Raw genomic sequence first — 19,414 nt, forward strand, 5'->3', positions numbered from 1 at the left:
GATAAGATGAGGAGAAAAATATCAACTCGACATAGAGGAGGCTCTTTTTTGACAACATTACGCTTAGATCATACAGGGATTATGGTGACAAATATTGATCAGTCCATTGATTTTTATGAAAAAGTGGTGGGCATGAAATTAAAGGATCGCATCACTCATACAAACGGAGTCATTGAACTTGCCTTTCTTGGCTTTAAAGACGAAGCGGAAACGGAAATTGAACTTATTCAAGGGTATAGTAGCGACCTTCCATCTGAAGGAAAGGTTCACCATCTCGCCTTCACAACAGATAATATTCACGCTGAATTCAACCGTATTCAAAAGCTGCAAATTGAGCTAATAGATGAAGAAATCACAACATTACCTAATGGCTATTGCTACTTCTTTTTCCGAGGGCCAGACCAAGAGTGGATTGAGTTCTTCCAACGATAATATTTCCTAGGAAATGCATGCGAATCGGTATATTCATTCTCGTCACAAAGAAAAAGAGTAAGAGCATACCTGCTCTTACTCTTTTTTTATAGCACCTTACTAAGAAACAATTTGGTACGTTCATGCTGTGGGTTTCCAAAGAGTGCTTCTGGTTTGTCTTCTTCGACGATATATCCACCATCCATAAAGATCACGCGGTCTCCCACTTCTCTTGCAAAGCCCATTTCATGTGTGACGACAATCATCGTCATTCCTTCAACTGCTAATTGTTTCATAACAGCTAAAACATCCCCAACGACCTCAGGGTCAAGAGCAGATGTCGGCTCATCGAATAAGAGCACTTTCGGGTCCATCGCCAAAGCTCTTGCAATGGCAACACGCTGTTTTTGTCCACCAGATAATTGGTTAGGGTAACTTTTGGCCTTGTCTTTCAAGCCGACCTTTTCAAGCAAGTCTAATGCTTTATCGACTGCGGCTTTCTTCTCCATCCCTTTTACTTTCACCGGTGCGATCGTGATATTTTCTAACACGGTTTTATGAGGAAATAAATTAAAGTGCTGAAATACCATACCAACTTCTTGTCGTACTTTATTGATATTCACTTTTGGGTCTGTAATCGTATGTCCGTGGACAACAACTTCCCCAGCCGTAATATCCTCTAATTTATTGAGACATCTTAGAAATGTGCTTTTCCCTGATCCTGAAGGACCAATGACACATACAACCTCTTTTTCCTCGATGACTGCATTAATATCCTTTAAAACTTCGTTGTCACCAAAGGATTTCTTTAAGTTTTTCACCGTAATCATACTCATTTCACATCAAATCTCCTTTCTGCGTAGCTAGCCAGTAGAGAAAGTAAATAAATGATCACGAAATAAATGACACCGACAATGAGCCAGACATTCAAAGGATCAAAGGTAGCCGATGCTTGAACTTGTCCCCGCTGCATAATATCAGCAATACCGATAATCGATAAAAGAGAGGTGTCCTTCAAACTGATGATGGCTTGGTTAGTAATGGCTGGAAGCATACGGCGAAATGCCTGTGGAAGGACGATAAAGCGCATGTTTTGTCCACCTGTGAATCCTAAAGAGCGTGCGGCTTCTGTTTGTCCTTTATCAATGGACTGAATCCCTGCACGAATAATTTCTGAGAAATAAGCTCCTGCGTTAATCGCTACTGTAATAATCCCTGCCGGCACTCGGTCAAGTGAAATGAATTCAAGTGTATTTAGCCCAAAATAAATGAAGAATAGCTGTACGATAAATGGCGTTCCTCGAATGGCATTGACAAAAACGAGTGAAATAAAGTTCAAGATTTTAAATGGTGATAGGCGGAATAGCGCCACAATTAACCCGATGATAAAACCTAAAATGATAGCAACAACAAAGATATATAAAGTGGTTTGCAAACCCTCCATTAAATACGGAAATGCATTAACAATCGTATCCATGTTTCTCCCTCCCTAATTCACATACGGTTGACACATAAAGAAAGCGCGCTCTGAGCGCGCCTCGCTTGTGTTATGACTTCAAATATTTCTCAATAATTTTGTCATATTCACCGTTTTTCTTTAGGTTTTCCAGCCCTTTATTGATTTTCTTCAATAAGTCCTGGTTTTTCCCCTTCATCACTGAGATCCCGTATTGGTCTCCATTCAAGCGATCTCCAACTGTTTTCAATTTCAAGTCTTGCTGTGCGATCGCATACGTAATGACAGGATAATCCTCAATTAAAGCATCTGCATTTCCATTAGATACTTCTTGGAACATAGATGGACTGTCATTGAATTGAACTACTTCATACCCATATTTGTCTGCGTTATCTGTTGCAAATTTTGCACCTGTTGTCCCATTTTTAACAGCTAGCTTTTTCCCCTTTAAATCATCAATCGATTTGATGCTGCTGTCCTTTTTCACAACAACTGTCAGACCAGCGTCGAAGTATGGATCTGAGAAATCCACTTTCTTTTTACGCTCATCTGTAATACTCATACCACCCATTCCAACATCAAGCTGACCTGCTTGCATCGCTGGAATAATCCCTGAGAAATCCATTGCTTCAAGCTTCACTTTGAAGTCTTGGTCTTTCGCAATGGCGTTAATTAAATCAACGTCTATTCCCACAGTTTTACCGCCCTTTTCAAATTCAAATGGCGGATATGTTACATCTATCCCGATTTTATATGTGCCTTTGCCTTCTCCCGAACCGCTGTCTGATTTTGAACCACAGGCTGCCATGACGAGCACAACAATTAGTCCCATGATCAGTAACATCGATTTCTTCATAAAACACGACCCCCAATTGTCAGTTTTGTCTAAATATTCGCAACAACAATCTTACTATACCACGCTAAAGCTATACTGTGTGATATTTTTTATCAATACCAAAGATCCATACAATTCTAGATCGATAGTCTCTTTAAATTTTACTTTTTTGCGAATAACTCATTTTATTCTGAAAGAAGCATGTTTCACAATATTCATGTGATATAATCTCACAAAAAACCGCGAACAATCCTTTATAAATACCACTTCTTTCTCATCTATGAAAAAACCCTCTTTCACTGTCTCTCTTCCTCTATTGATATCCTGATATATTTTTTTCAATATCCTCTTTTTACCTAAAAAAATGTAAGCGTATACAATTCAATCTTCACTCCCTATTTTTTTCACTACTGGTTGAATTTACATCAAAAAACATGTTTTACAAATTGAGATAGACCGCTTAAAATATAAGAAGATACTTAATATGGAAAGATGATTCAGACAAATAAGAATCAGCAGAAATGAATAGGTGAAGAAAGGAGGATACCAATTGGCAGAAACAGGTGTTTTGTCATCCGTTGATGTAGCAAATATGCTAAATGACTGGTATGTCTTGATGAAAAAAAGAGACATACAAGAAGCAATACAGCTAAAAGAAGAGATTCTTCAAGCATTTGATCGAATGGAAGAGAATCAAGACGTCTTACTCTACTATCAACTTTTAGAATACCGTTTCAAAGATTTAGTCGAAGATACAGCTTCGTTAGATCACAGTCTTTTTGTGGATGAAAATGCGATTCGTACAGATGATATGCTCAGCTACTATTTCTATTTCTTTAAAGGCATGTATGAAATGCGCAGAGGGAATCAAGATACAGCATTTCACCATTTGAAATTGGCCGAGGATAAATTAGATCTCGTACATGATGACATTGAAAAGGCAGAATTCCATTATAAAACAGGCTGTCTATACTATAATATAAGATCCACACTTCTCTCCATCCACCACTTAAAAAAGGCTTCGTCTATTTACGACGCAGATCCATGTTATGTGAAAAAATCAATCAGCTGTCAAATGATGCTTGCTCTGAATTATGCGGATCAATCGAAATATGATGAGGCAGAAACTTTGTTTGAACAGGTGATTCACTCACTAGAACAGATGGAGGACCCAGATTTACTTGGTCACGCGTATTGCAATGCAGCCTTTATTAAAAGTCTAAGAAATGAATACAGTGAAGCTGTACCGCTCCTAGAAAAGGCTTTATTGATTGAGGCATTCGAAACTTCTTCTCCAGGCGGCTATTTACTGGCCTTGTATGCCTACACGAAAGCGCTGTTTAAGCTGAAAAAGCCTGGTTTGTTCCACTATTATGTACAGCTTTCACTTCAAAAAGCAGAAAATTTAAAACAACGGAACATTTCACTTAAATTATCCATTTTAGAAACATTGATGCTCCAGCCAGACAACATGATTGAGCAGATCATTTCTTATTGTGATCAATTAGAATCTATGAATTTCCTTGTTGATCTTGAGGCTATCTGTCAGGATGTAGCCGCCTACTTAACTGAAAATGGTCTTCCGAAAGAAGCGATGTATTTTCAGAACAAGGCATTGTCATTCAAAACTTGTTAAGAAGATGGAGTGATGTATGATGAAAAAATGGCTGATCTCAAGTGCGATTTTTGCGCTCTTGTTCACAGGTGTTTGGATTGGCACTTCTACACAAAAAGGCAGCCCGTCTGCACAATCGCAAGATGACGGTACGATCATTCAAAAGAGAGATCGAGGCACCAACCCTTAATAAGACTGAAAAGAGTAGCTGTCATTCAAAACAGCTACTCTTTTTATTGGTTAATCAATTTCTCGTTTGATATTTTGCATTTTTTCATCTAAGTAGTGAGCGATATCTGCCGCTTCCTTTAGTTCATCGGTGAGCTGATGAGGAACATCGTTTTGCAGTTTATAATAGATTTTATGTTCGAGACTCGCCCAGAAATCCATCGCAATGGTCCGCACCTGAATTTCAACCTTCACATGCTCCACACGATTCGTTAAGTAAACAGGAATCTCAACAATTAAATGAAGACTTCGATAGCCATTTGGTTTCGGATGCTGAATGTAATCCTTCACTTCAAGGATCTTTAAATCCTCTCTTTGCCTCAGAACATCAATAATGTTATAGATATCTTGAATAAACGAACAGATGATGCGGACACCAGCAATATCATGTATGTACTCCTTGGCACATTGTGTGGTGATGTCACATCCTTTTCTCGCTAGTTTATTCACGATGCTTTCAAAGGATTTGATCCGTGATTTTGTATGCTCTATTGGGTTGTGTCCATGGATTAAATTATATTCCTGACTAATAATCGAAAACTTTGTATCCATTTCATCTAATGCAAATTTATATACTAATAATTCATTTTTCCAGTCTTCCATGACACTTTTCAAATCTTCTACATGAGTTGCTGACATATTCATTTCTTTTTGTCATCTCCTTTTGGCAAACAGCTGTTACGCTGCTTTCCGTTTACTAGACGAAGAGAGGACACAAATGGTTTTAAAAAAGTACATCTTAGCCACGCTGTTTGTAATAAGTCAGCGCGAGTGCCAGTGCAAGCACAGATCCTTTCACGATATCCATTGCATAATACGGGACAGACATCATCACAAGTCCATTTTGCAAAATACCGATGAGTACCGCACCAATAAACGTACCGAATGCGTTTGGTTTACCTGCTCCCATGACTGAAAAACCGATAAAAGCAGCAGCTACCCCATCCATTAAATATGGCGTTCCTGCGTTAATTTCTGCTGTCATCACCCTTGATGCCAGCACGATACCACCGATCGCCGCAAATAAAGCAGACAACAAATATGCTGCGATTTTGTATTTGTTCACATGAATACCAGATAATCGAGCGGCTTCTTTATTTCCACCGATGATATACATCAATCGCCCATGCTTTGTGTAAGTCATAAAAACATGGGCAAAAAGCACAATGGCCGCCATAATCAAAATGATATAGGGGACCTGCCCAATCTTGCTGAAAAAGGCAGGGATGGTGCCAGTTGAAAAAGTGCCATCAGGCAGCACCATATTTTCAGAAATGGTCGCACCTTTCGTATAGGTTTGTGCGAGCCCTTGAATGATAAACATCATGGCTAGTGTCATGAGCATATCTGGAATCTTCATTTTGACAATCATCCAAGCATTCAGCAAACCGACAATAAGAGAAGCCGCCAGCGCAGAAAGGATCGCAATGAGTGGGTTTTGCGAGAACCATACAAACATGGAGATCACAATTGCATTTGATAACGTAGCAACTGAGCCTACAGATAAATCAAAGCCGTTCACTGCTAGGGAGATCGTCAGCCCTACCGCAATGATGGTTACAATCGAGATCGATCGTAAAATGTTGATGATATTTCCTGACTGTAAAAATGCCGGATTGGCTGCCGCAAAGACAACAATCAATACGACAATCGTTAAGATGGTGCCATATTGATAAAAGAAATCAAACAGATGAAAGGATGGCCGCTGTTTCTTGATTTGTTGAACTGGGGCTGAAACTTGTCGTTCACTCATGATTGTCCTCCTGTTGAATGATATAAAAGCTCTTCTTCAGTCATTGGTGCCGTCATTTCCCGGGCAATGCTGCCATCATATAAGACGTATACTCGGTCGGCAATTCCTGCAATTTCTGAAAGCTCACTTGAAGCATAAATAACCGCTTTTCCTCTTGCAGCTAGTTCTGCAATGAGGGAGAAAATGTCCTTTTTGGCTCCAACGTCTACACCTTTGGTTGGTTCATCAAAGAGATAGACATCCGCCTCAGCCAACAGCCATTTTCCAATCGCAATCTTTTGTTGATTTCCACCAGATAGATGCTTCACCTTCGCTTCAAGAGAAGGTGTCTTGACGCCAAGCCGCTTGACGATTCCATCTGCTGCCTTCCGTTCCTTAGAACGATGTAAGAAGCTGAACGGCCGTGTAAACGAACGTAGACTTGCAGCTGTTACGTTCCATCCAACAGTTTCTTCTGTTAGAATCCCTTCTTTTCTCCGTTCCTCAGGCACAAGGGCAATACCCGCTCTCACAGCGTGATGAGGCGACTTGATATGAATGGTTTGACCATGCAGCTGCACAGTGCCTGACTTTTTTTCTGAGGCGCCGAATAGGGCTTTGCACAATTCTGTTTTACCAGCACCGACTAGTCCTGCAATCCCGAGAATTTCTCCTTTTTTCACATGAAGATGAATGTTGTTTAATTTATGCTGGTCATGCAACTCTTTCACATCAAGCACAATCGGTGCATCCTCTAGCGGTGTACGGAATGGGAATTGATCCTCTAATGGCGCGCCAAGCATTTCTTCAATGACCTGCTTTGGATCGGTTTCTTTAATGAGGTGCGCCGCCACATCAGTTCCATTCTTCATCACAGTCAGTTCATCACAGATGTTGAAAATCTCCGGCATGCGATGCGAGATAAAAATGATGCCTGTGCCGTTCTTTTTCAATTGATGAATCATTGAGAATAACTTGCTTGTTTCTGCATGACTAAGTGGAGCGGTTGGTTCATCTAAAATTAAAATGCTGCATTTGATCGACACAGCCTTGGCAATGAGCACCATTTGTTTTTCTGCCAGTGTCAAATCACTCACAAGACGCTTCGTTGAGATGTCAATGTCCATCTCTTGTAACAGCTGTGCTGCCTTGCGGTGAATCTCTTTCCAACGGACGAATGGTTTTTTCTCCATTTCATGGATCATCATATTTTCGCCAACACTTAAATAAGGCACTAGAGCTGTATCCACTTCTTGATGGACGGTCTGCACACCGTATGAGGCCGCATCCTTCGGTGTATGAATGGTCGCCGCCTCGCCATTGATGTGGATGGTTCCTTCAAAATGTGAATGAGCACCAGAGAGAACTTTCATTAACGTTGACTTCCCAGCACCGTTCGCCCCAATCAGGGCATGGACTGTGCCTTTTCTTAATGTGAAATTTGCTTGATCTAACGCTTTGACTCCTGGGAATTCAATCGAAATGTTTTTCATATGAACAAGCGGCGTTGTCATAGGTGTCCTCCTTCTCTCCTGATCGTCAATTGAAAAACGAAACACCCTCTATGAAAAGAGAGTGCACGTTGTTTATTTTGCATAATGCTTCTTCAAGGTCTTCATCCAGTCTTCTTCAAAAGCTGTGGATGATCCGAATCCTTTTACTTCATCTGCAAGATTGACCATATTGATGGCCCTTCCTGCATCCTGAAGCTGCTTTTGTGAAATGAGAGAGGCCTCAAGGTCATAGGAAGATGGCGTTTTCTCGCCAGCTAGTTTCTTCGCAAGAATCCTTACGTCGATTGCGCCAATGAGCTTCGGATCAACAGCGGCAGTGTACTTCCAAGGACTGTCTTTCGCAGTCATTTCTTGCAGATCGGCATTAGACACATCAATACCGTATATTTTCACTTCGGTTCTTCCTGCTTCTTTTAAAGCTCTTGCGGCACCAATCGCAAATGCATCCCACGTGGCAAAAATCGCATCCAGTTTACCCTTTGGATATTTATTTAGCATAGCCGCAACCGCATTTTGTGTTTGAACTGATGTATCAGAGGCCGCAACGCCAAATCGGTCAAGTTCCTTGATTCCTGTATGCTGTTTGAGCGTTTCTTGGTACACCTTGTTTCGTCTCACCATTGGAGGGAATCCGTCTACCCAAAGATACGCAATATTTGCTTTCCCTTTAAAATCAGCCACGAGTGCATCTAATGATTTTTTCGCTAATTGCTCGTCATCTTGAGACGTCACTGTGACCCCTTTGATGTCCTTCAGCTTCGGATTTGAATCAAACGCCACAACTGGAATGCCTTTCGCTGTGATCTTCTTCACATCAGCGACTGTCGCCTCATCATCCCCATGAGAGATGATAAAGCCATCATAGTTTTCTTCTAGTGCTTGAGAAATAGCATCATGAAACTTCGCCGTATCACCATTTGCCGTGTAGACATCTACTGTAAAGCCTAGCGCTTCACCTTCTGCCTTCGTTCCTGCTAAAAACTGAGCAGTATGATCGTCCCCGCCAATTTTACGGATGACTTTAATTTTTGCTCCCTGTCCTTTTGCAAATCGCTTCGGGACATTGTCAAAGGAGACCTTTTCGTTTGCACTAGCCTTTGAGCCTGCGCTTGATCCCGTACCGCAACCAGATAATAGCACGGTCAGGACCGTCAATAATACAAGAGATGATGTCCAATATTTACGTTTCATTGCTGTTCCTCCTCAAGTTGTTTTATTTTTCACATCGGAAAACTAGGTAAAGAAGTGGAAATATGCCTGTGAACCCAGTCTTTTGATTCTAAAAAAAGAGATCAAAAAAGCCTCTCTTGATAAAGAGAGGCTTGATCACCGTTGCATGAAACATGTATCGGGAAGTCTTCCTCTCTTATCTGTCAAAGCTGTAACAGCTTTGCAGGAATTAGCACCAATTTCTTAAATAGAAACGGTTGCTGGGCGTCATAGGGCCAGTCCCTCTGCCTCTCTTGATAAGAGATCCGTTATGAAATTTGTTTTAGTTGAAATGTCTTCTTTACTTTAATGTGATGTCTCATCAATGTCAATGACTTTTTTGAAAATTTCTAAAATGATCATTTGCACCGAATGCCTTGTTTAACTGCCGATGATTTTCTTAGCAGGTGATGATGCCTTAAGACGGAAATCATATTTTTTCTCATTCACAAATTGGGGATTGAGGTGTGCTGATCCTTTATCTTGACCGCTTTTCGAGCGATACGTTTTGTAGCCTTCCAGCCATTTCCCGCGCCATACCCACTGTGAGGCTTTTGCACCTTTGCGGTCATCGTAGACATTCTTTTGGAATGTATTTTTCTTGTTCACTTCGTAGAGATTCACGACTAAGTAATGCGAAGCACTGGCTGTCATGATATTATTCGTGATTCGATTGTTCACCGATTGATATTGCATGAGCAATTGACCGCCTTCTAAGCCGGCTGTGTCATTTTTGTACAAAATGTTATGGGAGATGGTCGTGTTTGTGGTTCCGCCCCGCTTCTTGTCATAGCCGCCGATGGAGATGCCTGTATAACGATTTAAATATACTTGATTGTGCTCAATGCGAATGCGTTCGGCCATCTTCCCTTTATGTTCACTTGTGACCTCAATCCCAAGGTCATTATGATGGCTGATGTTATGATCAATCACGATGTCTTTCCCGCCATCCACATAGATTCCTCCTGCGGAGATGTCCTTGCCGTACGCTGGATTCCCAACACTCGTAATCTCATAAACTTTGTTTCTAGATACGACACCATTTCGCACTTGATCATACTTTTTAGAAGGTGCGACATTCTCAAAACCAATTAAATCAATCCCGATATTGTCCGTATGCCGGACTGTATTATGTGTCACGCGGAATTTTTTAACGTTTCCGTTTAGCACAAGGGCTTCACTAAAACCCAGCTTTAACTTTTCCACAGTGTTTCCTTTGATTTCGATGTCTTCAATGGCTGCAGGTGCTTTCGTTCCATAGACCGCAATGCCATGAGCATTCCCATTTTGATGTGTCGTCTGAATGTCGTACACACGGTTGTTAAGCAGTTTGACGCCTTTGCCGCTTCCTGTGATGAATATACCGATGGGTGTCACATCTTCTTGATTCGTTTTAATATGACCGACTGTCAAACCTTTCAGGGTGATATAGCTTTTTTGATCAATCTTCACAAGACCACCGTCTGCTTGATTTCCTTTAAGAGATGCTCCGCTAATGACAGGCTTCTCTTTTCCATACGCTTGAAAAACAACTGGTGCTTTCTTTGTTCCAGAATGGCGGACAATCAATCTCTCTTTGTATGTACCGCCTCTCATATAAACTGTTGTCCCAGCTTTCGCGATACTTGCCGCTTTTTTCAGCGTACGGAAAGGCTTTTGCTTTGTCCCTGGATGTTTGTCGTTCCCATTTGCTGCGACGTAATAGGCAGTACCTTGCTTCGCACCAGCCTCCTCCGTCATCGCTTGACAGCCAAAACTAATGGCGGTCATCAATAAAATCAATAAGGCGCCTGATATCATTCGTTTCATCTCGTTGTTTGCTCCCTTCCACTCTCTTCTACCTTTATCGGTTAAAAAAAAGAGGATTAAAATATGGCAATGCCCCTTGCAATGTACTAGTCAAAAGGTGTATGGTTGAAAGAATATCTTACAGGAAAACAAATCGCTTTTAAATTGTCAGATTAATCAGTTAATAATGAAATTGGATTTTATTTCTAAAGGGAAACTTCAGTAAAACCACGACAGAGAGGAGGAAAGCGCTTTAACAGATTTTTCTTGTCTGAATTCCAGAAAACCTATTGCTAATATTTTGTGAAGGTATAGAATAGAATCATAATTATTTCATATTATTAGAATTTTCAAATAATCAAACAGCAAGGAGATTTACGATGCCAAAACAACCCATCCGCGTTGAACTTAGTTCAACAAAAAAACCAAAACCTCAATCTGATCAACTTGAATTCGGAAAAATCTTCACAGACCACATGTTTGTGATGGATTATTCAATTGATAAAGGCTGGTATGATCCGAGAATTATCCCTTATCAGGCGATTCCAATGGATCCAGCTTCTATGGTTTATCATTATGGCCAATCTGTTTTTGAAGGCTTGAAGGCGTATGTGTCTGAGGATCAAAAGATTCTCTTATTCCGTCCCGAAAAAAATATGGAACGCTTAAACAGATCAAATGACCGCCTATGTATCCCGCAAATTGATACAGAAACGGTTTTAGAAGGCTTAAATGAACTCATTCGCATTGATAAGGATTGGGTACCTGATGCAGAGGGCACTTCTTTGTATATTCGTCCATTCATTATTTCTACTGAGCCCTATTTAGGTGTTGCACCGTCAAGCACCTATAAGCTGATCATCATTTTATCTCCAGTAGGTTCTTATTATAAAGAAGGCATTCATCCGGTCAAAATTGCGGTGGAAAACGAATTTGTCCGCGCTGTTAAAGGCGGAACAGGAAATGCCAAAACAGCTGGAAACTATGCATCAAGCCTGAAAGCACAGCAAGTTGCTGAAACGAAAGGATTTTCACAAGTCCTGTGGCTTGATGGCATCGAGAAAAAGTATATTGAAGAAGTCGGTAGTATGAATATCTTCTTTAAAATCAACGGAGAAATCGTGACGCCTGAACTGAACGGCAGCATTTTAGAAGGGATCACACGGAATTCTGTGCTTGAGCTGTTAAAGCATTGGGAAATCCCTGTGACAGAACGTAAAATTTCAATTGATGAGTTAATCGAAGCACATCAGTCAGGTGAACTTGAAGAAATCTTCGGGACAGGAACGGCAGCCGTCATTTCTCCTGTCGGTGAATTAATTTATCACGATCAGCCATACGTCATTCAAAATGGTCAAACAGGCGAAGTATCGAAGAAATTGTACGAAGCGATTACTGGAATCCAAAAAGGAACTCAGCCAGATATCTTCGGCTGGACAGTAGAAGTCGATTCGGTCGTCAAGCAGGCATAAGCAAGCGAAAGAACCTTTCATTTGATGAAGGGTTCTTTTTTTGTTTCTTTATCTCCTTATCTACCTCATAATGGAAAATATGGATCTATTCCACGCTTAAGGAGTGATATTATGTTTTTTACTTATTTACTAGCGTTCTTTGGGATTTGCATCGGATCGATCATCATCGCTACAGGTTTCGATGATTCACCGTTCTTCACCCGTTTTCTATTTAAGTTTCTCGGAATTTCTATCCTTGTTCTTTCCATTACTTTTGTAAAAGTGAGGCGAAAGAGGTTACGCAACAAAAAGGAGAAAAAGACTTAGATGTCAGTCAGCCTTCAATCAAATCGTGCACCAAAACAAGACCGATATCCCCACAATGGCCCCTGCATATATCCACTGTTTCCCTTTGATACTCCGCTTTCTCTCGATCAGTAAAAAGATCTCTGGTAAAAAGACGATGATGATTTCTAGGATAAAAACAAGATGATAAACTGGCGGCATCGGCTGGAAATCAAAGTCTCTTTCATCTCCACCGATGGTTGCGAAATACATTAACAGATTGGTTACTGGAATAGTAAAACATACGAGCAGGCGGAGAACATACATCCACACATCCTGTCTACGCCGAATCAGACCAATAAATGAAGCAATGATTCCATACAAAAACAAAACCACTGTGCCGTAACTAAGTAGAGGTTGAACGATAAAGCCGTAAAGCATTAACCCAATTGCCACCATATTCTAACCGTCCTTTCTTTGAAGCAGTACATGTTGTTTTTTCTATCATACACTGCTTTCTCCGGTTTCCATATGAAAAAATCATAAAAAACGACCCCATAAAGGGGCCATTTTATTTTAAGCATTTACTGATTTGAAGAACTGCGGTAAATATTCGCGGTGCGCTTCAAGCATTTCATCTAAGATTTGCTTTGCAATTTCGTCAGATGGAACGAGTGGATTGATGGTCATGGCGACAAGAGCCGTCTCGTAATCTCCTGTCACAGCTGCTTCAGCTGCCACACGCTCGAAGGACTTGATTTGTTGAACGAGTCCTCTCACAGCCACAGGCAGATCACCTGTCGCGATTGGTTTCGGTCCGTCCTTTGTAATAATACAGTTCACTTCAACCGCTGATTCGGCCGGAATGCTGGCAATTGCTCCTCTGTTCACTGTATTTACCGGTTGAATGTCATGTTTATCATTATAGATGGAGCTGATCAAATTACATGCTGCATCGCTGTAATAAGCCCCGCCTCTTTTTTCGAGCTGCGGCGGTTTAATCGATAAATTTGGGTCTTTATATAACTCAAATAGTTCATGCTCGACTTGCTGCACTACCTCTGCTCTTGTTCCTTTTTCTTGAGCCGCTTTTTGTTCTTCCTCCAGCATATCTTTCGTTTTATAGTAATAACGATGATACGGACATGGAATGACCCCTAAGCCTTTGACGAAAGAAGGCTCCCAGTTTTTCGCTTCAATATTCCTCATGGACCACTGACTATTTGGATTTCCTAATTCATCGAGCACTTGATCCATAATGCTGACCCCGTCTAAATACACATCTAAGCCATAGACCATGTGATTGAGGCCTGCAAATTGTACTTCAATGCGTTCGACATCGACATCCAGCGCTTTTGCAATGCCCATTTTGATTCCAATCGGCACATTGCATAGACCGACCACTTTTTTCAGATTCGTGTAGCGTAACACCGCCTCTGTGACCATGCCCGCTGGATTTGTAAAGTTCACCAGCCAAGCATCTGGGCAAAGCTCTTCCATATCCTTCACGATGTCTAGAATGACTGGAATGGTGCGTAGACCTTTAAATAACCCGCCTGGACCATTCGTTTCCTGTCCAATGACGCCATATTTAAGCGGGATTCTTTCATCCTTGGCTCTGGCTTCGAGCAGTCCTACACGAAATTGTGTCGTGACAAAGTCCGCATCTTTCAGAGCTGCCCGGCGGTCAAGGGTGAGGTGCACTTCAATCGGCAAACCCGCTTTTTCAACCATACGTTTTGCAAGGGCACCTACGATGTTCAACTTTTCCTGACCCGCTTCAATATCCACAAGCCATAATTCCTTTACAGGCAATTCTTGATATCGTTTAATAAACCCTTCGACGAGCTCAGGCGTATAGCTTGATCCACCGCCTATTGTGACAATTTTAATTCCGTCTTTCATGAATTGACACCTCCGAATTGCTTCATTTTTTCATGGAGCTCAATGATTTCAGCTGCAAGCTCCTTGACGGTCATTGCGTTCATCAGATGATCCTGTGCATGAATCATCAAGAGACTGACGTCGGTTTTCTCTCCTCTAATTTCTCCTTGGATCAGCTCTGTCTGTGCGTGATGCGCCTCATTTAACGCGTCTTGTGCTTCCTGCAATTTTTGCTTCGCCTCATCAAAATTGCCTTGCTTTGCACATGTAATGGCCTCCATGGCCGAGCTTCTGCCATTACCACCGTGCAAGATGAGTTGAAACACAATTTGTTCCATTTCCATCGGCCGCATCCCCCTTGTTCCCTCTATTACATGCTGACGACATTTTCATCTGTTGATGCTTTTGCTTCAAGCTCATTTTCTTCTTTCAATTTCTGCTTATCCCACATTCTAAAGAATGGATAGTATAGCGCAAATGACAAGGCAAGGTTAATCAGCTGCATGACCGCACCAGAGATTTTCCCACCTGTTGCGAGATAGCCTGAAATGATTGGCGGCATTGTCCACGGGACAGCGATCCCTGCCGGTTTTGCTACAAGTCCTGTGCTCATTCCGATATATGTGGTGATGATCATCATAATTGGGGTAAGGATAAACGGAATGAGAAGCATTGGGTTCATCACAATCGGCATTCCAAAAATGATCGGTTCGTTGATGTTAAAGATGGCTGGCCCAATCGCAAGACGGCCAAGCTGTTTCATTTGTTTACTTCTCGCACGCAAGATCATGGTCAGTACCAAAGCAAGCGTCGCGCCGCTTCCGCCGACATTGATAAAGATTTCAAAGAACTGCGCTGTGAAAATATTCGGCAGCACTTCTCCTGCTTGGAAGGCAAGACGGTTTTCATCCATCGCACCGAGCCAAATCGGACCCATGACTCCACCGACAATGGTGGCTCCGTGAATACCACATGCCCAGAGGAGCATTTGCACACCAATGGCAACGATACTTCCGCCTAAGCTTCCACCAAGAATGGATAGTGGTGTGCCGATTAAGACCGTGATGATATTATGAATACTCTCAAAAGGTGTCATCTCAATCAGAAGCCTAGCGACCCAGATCAGCGTGATGACCACAAAACCTGGAATAAGTGCGATAAACGATTTACTAACTGCTGGCGGTACACCATCAGGCATTTTGATGACGATATTCCGCTGTACAATAAAGCGGTAAATTTCGGTGGAAAGCATGGCAATAATCATGGCAACGAATAGCCCTTTACTGCCCATCAGTGTGACGGGAATACCGCCATTCACTAGGATAGCTTCTGTTGATCCTTCAGGTGTGAACGGTACTTGATAAGGTGTGGCTAGGAGGAAAGCTGCGACAGCAATTGCACCAGATGACAGTGCATCGACTGCATACTTTTCAGCTAACCTGTACGCGATCCCAAAGGTCGCAACAAGTGCCATAATGTCAAAGGTGGCATTCACAGGATAGGATAGTTTCGTGGCCCATTCGGCTCCGAAGACACTTGCCATAAAATCGCTGTATCCTGGAATCGGAAGGTTGGCTAAAATAAGAAACAGTGAACCGACGATAATGAGAGGCATGGTTAAAACGATTCCGTCACGCAATGCTTGTAAATGTCTTTGAGCGGCAATCTTTCCTGCAAACGGCATAACCTTCTCTTCTAGAAATCGGTTGAATCCATTCATCCCTTCCGCCCCCTTTATCCGTTCACTAACTGTTCAGCAGATTTTAAAACCTCAGCACCATTACATACGCCATAATGCACGGTATTAATCACGTCTACTGGAATTCCTTTGTCTTCTCCGAGTTTTTTCATTTGCGGTAATAAATAACGAACTTGAGGTCCTAATAAAAGCACATCGGCTTGATCAATATGATTTTTTGCAGCATCTCCAGATACTGCCCAAATACGATAGTCTTTTCCTTGTTCTTGTGCACTTTTCTCCATTTTTGTGACAAGTAAGCTTGTTGACATACCTGCTGCACAAACTAATAAAATGTTCATTGTAAACGCCCCCTTTTTGAAGTATGAAGCTTTTCTTTACACATTCATCATATTATGAAACCGCTTTCATAAACACCCATACTTTTTCCTTTAGGAAGCGGAAAAAGTTAATATCACACCATTAGTTCTTGTACGAAGGCGCTTTTTTATCCATGACATCCAGCATGTCTTCAAAGGTGTCACAGGTGATGAGGTGCTGAATAAATTTCACATGATGGACAAGCTCTCCAAGCAGACGGTACATGCCTTTTAAGTCTTTGGCATTCTCTTTTTCGACACAAAGCAAGCACACAAATTGAACTTTTTTCTCTCCCCAAATAATCGGTTTTTCTAATGTACAGATCGCCCAAAACGTCTCTTCTGTTAGCGGGGTCATCGGATGCGGAATCGCTGTATAATGCCCAAATGAAGTCGGTGCAGACTCTTCTCTTTCCATCACAGATTGTGTAAGTTCTGCTGGCGCTAAGCCCATGTCAATGACCTTTTGCGTGAGAAAGTGTATGACCTCTTCCTTTGTTTGAAAGCCACGTTTTGTAAAGACCAATTCCTTTTTCATATATTGCGTAGCTAATGTCACTCTTGTTTCACTTGTCAAAGCATCTTCTATTTTTAAAAAATCACTGCCTCCTAAAATCGTGTTCACTTGAATGACCGGAATCGGTAAATCCATATGAATGGGAATGGTCGAAATAATTAAATCCAATGCATGTAAAGAGACATGCGGAAGGGAATAAAGCTCTGCTGTTCCTAAAATGGTCAGCTTCGACCCAAATTGTGACCGCAAACGATCTTGAAGTAGCCTTGCACTCCCAGCACCAGACGCACAGACAATCAGGCATCGCTTCGGTGGTATCTCCATTTTCCTGCGCTCTAAGGCCGCACCAAAATGAAGTGCCATATAGCCGATCTCATTTTCATGAATGGACAAACCTGTCTCTTCTTCAATGACTCTGCTCGCCACAATCCCTGCTTCAAAGGCAATTGGATAGCCCGCTTTGATCTCATCAAGCATTGGATTTCTTAAATTCATTCCATACTTACACCGATTGATCGCTGGCTTTAAGTGCAAACTGAGGCCAATCAGCAATTCCGCATCTCCCGCTAAATCCAGCTGCAATTTTTGATCAATGGCTTTCAGCATCAGCTGAACAAGACGGCTCGTGTCATCATCCACAATTTGTTTTTGACCGCCCGTTGAAAAAGACTGTACCATTTTGGCTGTTCCTAGCAAATGAATGGCGATATAAACGATTTCCTCTTGTGGAAATGAGACATCCAGCAGCCCTTCAAGACGCTCAACCATTTTTTTGGCTACCTTGTATTCTTTTGCCCTTGGGATTTCGTTGATTTCTTCAGGCAGCACAGATACATAGTTTCCGTGTCTAATCCGTTTACAGGCAATAGCAATATGAACAATTAAATTATTCATGCAAATGTCTGATAGATTCATTTTTTCCTCGTTGATATAATCAATCATGGTTCTCTGAATCAATTCCAGCTCATGTTTTGGCAAAATCGTAACCGCCGTGTTCAGCATTGTTTGATAGGAACGCCGTTCATTGAATAAATATTCTGACATGCAATAACGGATTTTCATCTCAGATCCTTTGATCCGGCAGCCTTTATTCGGCTTTGCTTCCAGCTTCAGATCAAAGGGTTCGAGCTTACGTTTGACCCATTTCATATCATTACTCATCGTCGATTTACTAATAAACAGCTGCTCCTGTAAGTCTTCCAGCTTCACATATGATTCCGCTAGAAGCAGCTTTTTCAAAATAAATCGAACTCGTTCTTCTGGAAGAATAGCAAGCGGTTCTTCCTGTTCGACTTCTTCCTTCATAAAACGGCGAAAGGCATTCTCATCGTTGATCAACAGCTCATAGCCAGCGCCTCTAACAGCTGATACAGCTGCTTGATAAGGGGCTAGACGCTCATTCAGTTCCTTGATGTCTGTTCGGATGGTGCGGCTTGTCACTTGTAAACTGACAGAAAGCGCAGCGCTCGTGAGAGGAGTCTCAGCTGCCATCAGCTGACTTAAAATGTGCGCCAGTCTTTTACTCAGCATTAGGTCGACCTCCTTCATTTAGGGTGGAGAATCTGCCTTGTTTGGACAGGTTGTATACGCTTACAGTTCTCTTCATTACTCATATTCTACTGAAAAGAAATAAAAATTGCCAACTCATTTATATGACAAACGCCCCTATTTATACAACCAACCATATCTAATGACCTATGAATCTTCTTCTAAGGTGCTGTTGTGGAAATCATGAAAAAAAGGCGTTACACCTCCGTGTATACGCCTTTTTCTTATGAGGAAATCAGTTGTGTAAAGACAACCAATCTTTTTTCATGTGTACCGGCTGCATGATCAAAAGTTCCCGTACATGTGATGAAATTGAGATTCCGTGTAAAGGCGTACCCGAAAAAAGCATTTGGTTTCTCTTCGCGCGGATAGCTTTTCACCTTGAGAACCTCAAAGGTTCGCTTTTCCCCTGACGAGGATGTCACAATGACTTTGTCTCCCTTTTTTAGCTCCTTTAGTCGATAAAAAACAGCTGGACCCCATTTATTATCAACATGACCATTTATAACAGCATTCCCTTTATCACCAGGCTTCGGACCATCTTCAAACCAAGCTGTGTGATCTGTATTTTGCGGAACACCCATACTGCCATCCTTTGATAAAGTCGTTTTCTCCACTTTTGCTTGGACATCAATCGCTGGAATGGAGATGTCAGCGGGAACAATACCCGATGGCTCATCTTTTAACGTGTCGTGTGAATGAGATGGATTCTTGGCTTGTTTTGCTGTCATTGGCTCAGGAGATGATGCAGTTTCAGAGGATGACTTTTCATCTATTGATTGGGATGCGCAGCCCGTGATGATGAAAAGCGTCAGAATTCCAAACAGCCATCTTTTCACGCAAGTCGACCTCCTTTTGAAGAAAGGAACGGCACGATTGTGCA

Annotated in this window: 19 protein-coding genes and 1 riboswitch; of the genes, 4 read left to right on the forward strand and 15 right to left on the reverse strand. The window is 41.7% G+C overall.

Annotated features, from left to right (window positions below; all coding sequences use genetic code 11):
- Nucleotides 1-48: 48 nt before the first annotated feature.
- Nucleotides 49-432: a VOC family protein gene (locus NST73_RS18070; RefSeq protein ID WP_008345541.1), complete on the forward strand. Its 384-nt coding sequence runs from the start codon at nucleotides 49-51 to the stop codon at nucleotides 430-432.
- An 86-nt stretch (nucleotides 433-518) separates the two neighbouring features.
- On the opposite strand, the gene NST73_RS18075 is transcribed toward NST73_RS18070, so the two are convergent.
- The 3 genes from NST73_RS18075 to NST73_RS18085 form a co-directional block, all read right to left on the reverse strand.
- The gene (locus NST73_RS18075) at nucleotides 519-1,247 is read right to left on the reverse strand and encodes an amino acid ABC transporter ATP-binding protein (protein ID WP_007497858.1); all 729 of its coding nucleotides are present in this window, start codon (nucleotides 1,245-1,247) and stop codon (nucleotides 519-521) included.
- The gene (locus NST73_RS18080) at nucleotides 1,244-1,888 is read right to left on the reverse strand and encodes an amino acid ABC transporter permease (RefSeq protein WP_024719504.1); all 645 of its coding nucleotides are present in this window, start codon (nucleotides 1,886-1,888) and stop codon (nucleotides 1,244-1,246) included. Before NST73_RS18080 ends, NST73_RS18075 begins: the two co-directional genes overlap by 4 nt.
- A gap of 70 nt (nucleotides 1,889-1,958) precedes the next feature.
- The gene (locus NST73_RS18085) at nucleotides 1,959-2,723 is read right to left on the reverse strand and encodes a transporter substrate-binding domain-containing protein (RefSeq protein WP_007497862.1); all 765 of its coding nucleotides are present in this window, start codon (nucleotides 2,721-2,723) and stop codon (nucleotides 1,959-1,961) included.
- 529 nt (nucleotides 2,724-3,252) lie between these two features.
- Between NST73_RS18085 and NST73_RS18090 the strand changes: the two genes are divergently transcribed.
- Nucleotides 3,253-4,338 carry a Rap family tetratricopeptide repeat protein gene (locus NST73_RS18090; protein WP_047946590.1) on the forward strand — a complete coding sequence of 362 codons (1,086 nt, stop codon included), beginning with the start codon at nucleotides 3,253-3,255 and terminating at the stop codon, nucleotides 4,336-4,338.
- 16 nt (nucleotides 4,339-4,354) lie between these two features.
- The gene (locus NST73_RS18095; protein ID WP_155720705.1) at nucleotides 4,355-4,507 is read left to right on the forward strand and encodes a hypothetical protein; all 153 of its coding nucleotides are present in this window, start codon (nucleotides 4,355-4,357) and stop codon (nucleotides 4,505-4,507) included.
- Nucleotides 4,508-4,557: 50 nt separating this feature from the next.
- Here NST73_RS18095 and NST73_RS18100 read toward each other — a convergent pair whose 3' ends face one another.
- The 5 genes from NST73_RS18100 to NST73_RS18120 form a co-directional block, all read right to left on the reverse strand.
- Complete coding sequence (locus tag NST73_RS18100; RefSeq protein WP_007497867.1) at nucleotides 4,558-5,190, reverse strand: GTP pyrophosphokinase family protein; 633 nt, start codon at nucleotides 5,188-5,190, stop codon at nucleotides 4,558-4,560.
- 94 nt (nucleotides 5,191-5,284) lie between these two features.
- Nucleotides 5,285-6,298 (reverse strand): ABC transporter permease, encoded by a 1,014-nt coding sequence (locus NST73_RS18105; RefSeq protein WP_017368303.1) that lies wholly within the window; start codon nucleotides 6,296-6,298, stop codon nucleotides 5,285-5,287.
- Nucleotides 6,295-7,791, reverse strand: a complete 1,497-nt coding sequence (locus NST73_RS18110; RefSeq protein ID WP_135009542.1) for a sugar ABC transporter ATP-binding protein — start codon at nucleotides 7,789-7,791, stop codon at nucleotides 6,295-6,297. Before NST73_RS18110 ends, NST73_RS18105 begins: the two co-directional genes overlap by 4 nt.
- Before the next feature lie 72 nt (nucleotides 7,792-7,863).
- Complete coding sequence (locus tag NST73_RS18115) at nucleotides 7,864-8,982, reverse strand: sugar ABC transporter substrate-binding protein (protein WP_342499263.1); 1,119 nt, start codon at nucleotides 8,980-8,982, stop codon at nucleotides 7,864-7,866.
- Nucleotides 8,983-9,154: 172 nt separating this feature from the next.
- A riboswitch (SAM riboswitch) is annotated at nucleotides 9,155-9,264 on the reverse strand.
- A 117-nt stretch (nucleotides 9,265-9,381) separates the two neighbouring features.
- The gene (locus NST73_RS18120) at nucleotides 9,382-10,809 is read right to left on the reverse strand and encodes a right-handed parallel beta-helix repeat-containing protein (protein ID WP_160757830.1); all 1,428 of its coding nucleotides are present in this window, start codon (nucleotides 10,807-10,809) and stop codon (nucleotides 9,382-9,384) included.
- Between the two features lie 359 nt (nucleotides 10,810-11,168).
- Between NST73_RS18120 and NST73_RS18125 the strand changes: the two genes are divergently transcribed.
- Nucleotides 11,169-12,260 (forward strand): branched-chain amino acid aminotransferase, encoded by a 1,092-nt coding sequence (locus NST73_RS18125; protein ID WP_008345553.1) that lies wholly within the window; start codon nucleotides 11,169-11,171, stop codon nucleotides 12,258-12,260.
- A gap of 324 nt (nucleotides 12,261-12,584) precedes the next feature.
- On the opposite strand, the gene NST73_RS18130 is transcribed toward NST73_RS18125, so the two are convergent.
- From NST73_RS18130 to NST73_RS18160, 7 genes are all read right to left on the reverse strand, one after another.
- On the reverse strand, nucleotides 12,585-12,983 hold the full coding sequence (locus tag NST73_RS18130; protein ID WP_060832752.1) for a hypothetical protein: 399 nt from the start codon (nucleotides 12,981-12,983) through the stop codon (nucleotides 12,585-12,587).
- 117 nt (nucleotides 12,984-13,100) lie between these two features.
- Nucleotides 13,101-14,429 (reverse strand): 6-phospho-beta-glucosidase, encoded by a 1,329-nt coding sequence (locus NST73_RS18135; RefSeq protein ID WP_144679046.1) that lies wholly within the window; start codon nucleotides 14,427-14,429, stop codon nucleotides 13,101-13,103.
- Nucleotides 14,426-14,752: a PTS lactose/cellobiose transporter subunit IIA gene (locus NST73_RS18140; protein ID WP_008345561.1), complete on the reverse strand. Its 327-nt coding sequence runs from the start codon at nucleotides 14,750-14,752 to the stop codon at nucleotides 14,426-14,428. Before NST73_RS18140 ends, NST73_RS18135 begins: the two co-directional genes overlap by 4 nt.
- Before the next feature lie 26 nt (nucleotides 14,753-14,778).
- Nucleotides 14,779-16,128 (reverse strand): PTS cellobiose transporter subunit IIC, encoded by a 1,350-nt coding sequence (gene celB, locus NST73_RS18145; protein WP_007497888.1) that lies wholly within the window; start codon nucleotides 16,126-16,128, stop codon nucleotides 14,779-14,781.
- Between the two features lie 14 nt (nucleotides 16,129-16,142).
- Nucleotides 16,143-16,448 carry a PTS sugar transporter subunit IIB gene (locus tag NST73_RS18150; RefSeq protein ID WP_007497889.1) on the reverse strand — a complete coding sequence of 102 codons (306 nt, stop codon included), beginning with the start codon at nucleotides 16,446-16,448 and terminating at the stop codon, nucleotides 16,143-16,145.
- A 121-nt stretch (nucleotides 16,449-16,569) separates the two neighbouring features.
- Entirely contained in the window at nucleotides 16,570-18,513 is a 1,944-nt protein-coding gene (locus tag NST73_RS18155) for a BglG family transcription antiterminator (RefSeq protein WP_113766878.1), read from the reverse strand.
- 242 nt (nucleotides 18,514-18,755) lie between these two features.
- A complete protein-coding gene (locus NST73_RS18160; RefSeq protein ID WP_251185124.1) occupies nucleotides 18,756-19,370 on the reverse strand; it encodes a class F sortase in 615 nt (204 codons plus the stop codon).
- Between the last annotated feature and the right edge of the window lie 44 nt (nucleotides 19,371-19,414).

It is taken from the genome of Bacillus sp. FSL W7-1034, assembly GCF_038593365.1.
Taxonomy (GTDB): domain Bacteria; phylum Bacillota; class Bacilli; order Bacillales; family Bacillaceae; genus Bacillus; species Bacillus altitudinis.

Coding starts and splice junctions, on each gene's coding strand:
- NST73_RS18075 (WP_007497858.1), bottom strand. CDS start 1,247: ATGAGTATGATTACGGTGAAAAACTTAAAGAAATCCTTTGGTGACAAC.
- NST73_RS18080 (WP_024719504.1), bottom strand. CDS start 1,888: ATGGATACGATTGTTAATGCATTTCCGTATTTAATGGAGGGTTTGCAA.
- NST73_RS18085 (WP_007497862.1), bottom strand. CDS start 2,723: ATGAAGAAATCGATGTTACTGATCATGGGACTAATTGTTGTGCTCGTC.
- NST73_RS18095 (WP_155720705.1), top strand. CDS start 4,355: ATGATGAAAAAATGGCTGATCTCAAGTGCGATTTTTGCGCTCTTGTTC.
- NST73_RS18100 (WP_007497867.1), bottom strand. CDS start 5,190: ATGAATATGTCAGCAACTCATGTAGAAGATTTGAAAAGTGTCATGGAA.
- NST73_RS18105 (WP_017368303.1), bottom strand. CDS start 6,298: ATGAGTGAACGACAAGTTTCAGCCCCAGTTCAACAAATCAAGAAACAG.
- NST73_RS18110 (WP_135009542.1), bottom strand. CDS start 7,791: ATGACAACGCCGCTTGTTCATATGAAAAACATTTCGATTGAATTCCCA.
- NST73_RS18115 (WP_342499263.1), bottom strand. CDS start 8,982: ATGAAACGTAAATATTGGACATCATCTCTTGTATTATTGACGGTCCTG.
- NST73_RS18120 (WP_160757830.1), bottom strand. CDS start 10,809: ATGAAACGAATGATATCAGGCGCCTTATTGATTTTATTGATGACCGCC.
- NST73_RS18125 (WP_008345553.1), top strand. CDS start 11,169: ATGCCAAAACAACCCATCCGCGTTGAACTTAGTTCAACAAAAAAACCA.
- NST73_RS18130 (WP_060832752.1), bottom strand. CDS start 12,983: ATGGTGGCAATTGGGTTAATGCTTTACGGCTTTATCGTTCAACCTCTA.
- NST73_RS18135 (WP_144679046.1), bottom strand. CDS start 14,429: ATGAAAGACGGAATTAAAATTGTCACAATAGGCGGTGGATCAAGCTAT.
- NST73_RS18140 (WP_008345561.1), bottom strand. CDS start 14,752: ATGGAAATGGAACAAATTGTGTTTCAACTCATCTTGCACGGTGGTAAT.
- celB (WP_007497888.1), bottom strand. CDS start 16,128: ATGAATGGATTCAACCGATTTCTAGAAGAGAAGGTTATGCCGTTTGCA.
- NST73_RS18150 (WP_007497889.1), bottom strand. CDS start 16,448: ATGAACATTTTATTAGTTTGTGCAGCAGGTATGTCAACAAGCTTACTT.
- NST73_RS18155 (WP_113766878.1), bottom strand. CDS start 18,513: ATGCTGAGTAAAAGACTGGCGCACATTTTAAGTCAGCTGATGGCAGCT.